Genomic DNA, 3113 nt, shown 5'->3' with positions numbered 1-3113 from the left:
TTGGCTCCCAGCGCCGCCGCCTGTGCCACCAGGCTGCCCTTGAGCGCATTGCCGAAGCTGCCACCGTTGAACGCCGTACTGACGCCAGCATTGATCAAGCCCGTGCCMACGAAGCCCRCGGCTTGCTGAGCGAGCGTCCCCGTCGCGCCATCCTGCGCCGCCTGCAAGACACCACCGATGCTGTTCGTGCCAGCGAGGTTTGCCAGGGTACTCGTTCCCTTCAGGGACTCCCCCCATGCACTCACCCCGAAGCTGCTGCCGTCGAAGGTGATGCCATTGGTCAAGCCGGCCGTGATCGCGCCAATGGCACCCGCGGTTGCCAGCTTCCCGAAATYCAGGCCCTGCCCCGAAGCAAGTTGGCTGAAGGCACTGCCCGCCATGCTCGAGAGCGCGGCCACAGCCATCGCCTGGCCGAGCGTCAGCGTCGAGAGGGTCGCGCCCAGGGCGGTTGCCGCAGCCCCCGCCGTCRCGATCGAGATGGCCACCGCGGCYACCATCATCACGATCTGGGCTAGCGGCCCGAACCCCTTCTTCTCCTTGATGAACCGCGTGTGGATGTCGTCGGCKACCGTGCCCTCGGTGTAGTTCAGCCCGAGGTTGGCCTTCAGCTGATTGACTAGAGCCACGGTTGCGGCCTCGTCCACCCTGCCGTCGGCGCCGCGAATCAGGAACGCATCGTTGACCGCATTGATGCTGTCCGCCTCGATGTTCATGTGCATTGCGCTCATGAACCCGCCCGGCTGCACCACCGTCCCGGTGATCACGCTCCAGCCGCCCTGCACCCGGTAGGCCGACGTGCCGATGTCCACCATGTTGGGGGCCGCATCGATACTGCCCGCCTTCACGTTCAGCGTGTCGCCCGCCGTGATCACCCCGCTGTTGCGCAGTTGGCCCGCGATGTCCAGCGAGACGTTGTCGCCGGCGATGGTGCCGCCGGTCGGCTTGGTCAGCGCCAGCGCATAGCCTTCCGGCAGGTACACCTGCGGCACCAGTGCATTGACCGTCTGGCACGCCGTGCTCGCTACGTGCCGATCTCCCCGCCAGAAGCGACGAATCCAGCCGAAGCGGGGTTCGTTTGATACTGCTTGTCGGCTACAGACGGATCTTTATTTCATACTCTGGCCCCAGCTCCATTCTTAACCGGTCGGCAAGAAGATAACCTTCTTGCTTGAACTGGGCCTCCACCGCGGCATTTTCGAATCCGGAATCCGGCGGATAGTCCATGTTTAGGGTTTCGTCGTACTGGCGTGCCCAATTGGCAAGCTTCGTCTTAAGGTCCTGCCAGATTGGCAATCCCTCCGGATCAATATTGCCGACCTCGCCGGGCGATGCCTCCCACAGCGGGAAGCATTGATAGTCTGCCATCAGTTTGATCGCTCTCATTTCACACGTCCCGCAGGGTTCGCACCAAGGCCCGGAATAAGCACCATGGTCCAGCAACTATCACCAGCGTCAGAACTCCTCGAACTGACGTTTCACATGCGCAAAGGTATCGTCATCAATCGATGAGCGGAACGTGGCTGTAGATATTGCACCCGATACGTCGACCTTCTTCATTTCCCACAATATATATGGCTTTCCATTGACTACGCCGAGCCTCAAGACGAAGTGACCTCCCATATCCACAAGATTGGCTTCTCTCACCTCCAGACTGCTTAGGCCCTCGACAAACGTGTCCCAAACGGTGCAGTCAAACCACGAACTCCCGTAATACTCCAACCTGTGTCCAAACTGTTGTACTTCAACGATGATCTGCGTTTTCATTGACGGCACATGTTCGTCCATCTCAACAACATCAAGGTGCAGACGAAGCGGCCTTTCGATCTTGATTTCCATTTCTTAATTTACTCTCCGACGGGAAGTGCATGGATAAGGGCCGGAATTTGCCCCGGTTGCCGCGGGGGCGCAAACTTCAGCTCCCAGCCACCAACATTCAATAATTGGTTATATGGCACCCCACCTTGGGTCGCCGTGTTCACCGCTCCCTGCAAGCTCGCAAGTTGCTGTTGCGTCGTTAGCCGGACAACACCCGGAGGATTGCTCGTTGCGATCATCTGGGCGTACTCCGCCAAATGCTCCGTTGCATTTCCATGCACCCAAACACTTTGCCCATTGGGCAGCGACATCTCAAAGGACTTTGGAATCACGGAACCAGGATAAGTCGACTGTGTCGCTGTTATCGCATCCCATACCGTCCCTGTTGCCCCACTGCTTGTGGCAAGCCGCTCGCCCAAAACTTTCGCAGCATCGACTGGAACAACCTTCGTCACACCCAACAGGCCAATACCTTTGAGTGTACCCGTCAGCAACCCCTTGACCAGCCCCGTTCCGATCAAATCATCGGGCGCAAATGCTGGCACCTCAAGGCCCTGCGCCTTGGACTGCGCAATTTGCCAGCTCTTGTCCAAGACCTGGCAATCCACGCTGCCGCCACCTGCACCGCAGCCGTAGGCAGCCTTCTGGCCCTGAATCCAGTTCGCAAGCGCTTGGCAACGGCTTCCCTCGCAACTACTCAGTCCATCGGTCAGCTGAGCGTTGTTCTTACGGTCAGTTTCCGAGTAGATATTGGCGGACGCACACGAGGACCAGACGCCATTCGCACATTCCCGATTGGCCTTTTCAAGCGCTTGCCGCTCCGGCTTGCTACTCAGGTAGTTGTTAAGGGCCTCGTTCTGTGCAGCGCCAGCCGCGGCCAGTCCCTCCTGCTCAAACGCTGCCGCCAGCCCGCCTCCCGTCAGCATGGCAACCGCTGTCACCACAACCCGGTTTAGCGTGTTTTCACGGTCTGCATTCGTCGTGACGCCCAACGCCCCGCCAACCAGCGGCGATATCACTGCGCCGGTTGCGCCGCCAATCGCCCCTGACGCACAGTCCCCGCTGCCGGCCGCGCCCGCGACACAGCCGAGCGCCGCATGGCTGAGAATGTTCTGGAAGGAGCCTGGATCAGTGTTCGCACCGATACTGTTGGCTCCCAGCGCCGCCGCCTGTGCCACCAGGCTGCCCTTGAGCGCATTGCCGAAGCTGCCACCGTTGAACGCCGTACTGACGCCAGCATTGATCAAGCCCGTGCCCACGAAGCCCGCGGCTTGCTGAGCGAGCGTCCCCGTCGCGCC

At 60.3% G+C, this 3113-nt stretch carries 3 protein-coding genes and 1 pseudogene; all 4 read right to left on the bottom strand.

What is annotated here, in order from left to right; all coding sequences use genetic code 11:
* Positions 1–980: pseudogene (locus AC1DT6_RS40245) on the bottom strand (hemagglutinin); the annotation flags it as partial.
* A gap of 112 nt (positions 981–1092) precedes the next feature.
* Positions 1093–1383: a hypothetical protein gene (locus AC1DT6_RS40240; RefSeq protein WP_441637687.1), complete on the bottom strand. Its 291-nt coding sequence runs from the start codon at positions 1381–1383 to the stop codon at positions 1093–1095.
* Between the two features lie 69 nt (positions 1384–1452).
* Positions 1453–1836 carry a hypothetical protein gene (locus AC1DT6_RS40235; protein ID WP_441637685.1) on the bottom strand — a complete coding sequence of 128 codons (384 nt, stop codon included), beginning with the start codon at positions 1834–1836 and terminating at the stop codon, positions 1453–1455.
* An 8-nt stretch (positions 1837–1844) separates the two neighbouring features.
* Positions 1845–3113: DUF637 domain-containing protein (locus AC1DT6_RS40230; RefSeq protein ID WP_477115603.1), on the bottom strand; the 1269-nt coding region annotated here is incomplete at its 5' end.

This window comes from Cupriavidus sp. 01L45, from assembly GCF_056399885.1.
The sequence above is the reverse complement of the archived record's forward strand: the minus strand, read 5'-3'. Positions and strand labels throughout refer to the sequence as shown.

Coding starts and splice junctions, on each gene's coding strand:
- AC1DT6_RS40240 (WP_441637687.1), bottom strand. CDS start 1,383: ATGAGAGCGATCAAACTGATGGCAGACTATCAATGCTTCCCGCTGTGG.
- AC1DT6_RS40235 (WP_441637685.1), bottom strand. CDS start 1,836: ATGGAAATCAAGATCGAAAGGCCGCTTCGTCTGCACCTTGATGTTGTT.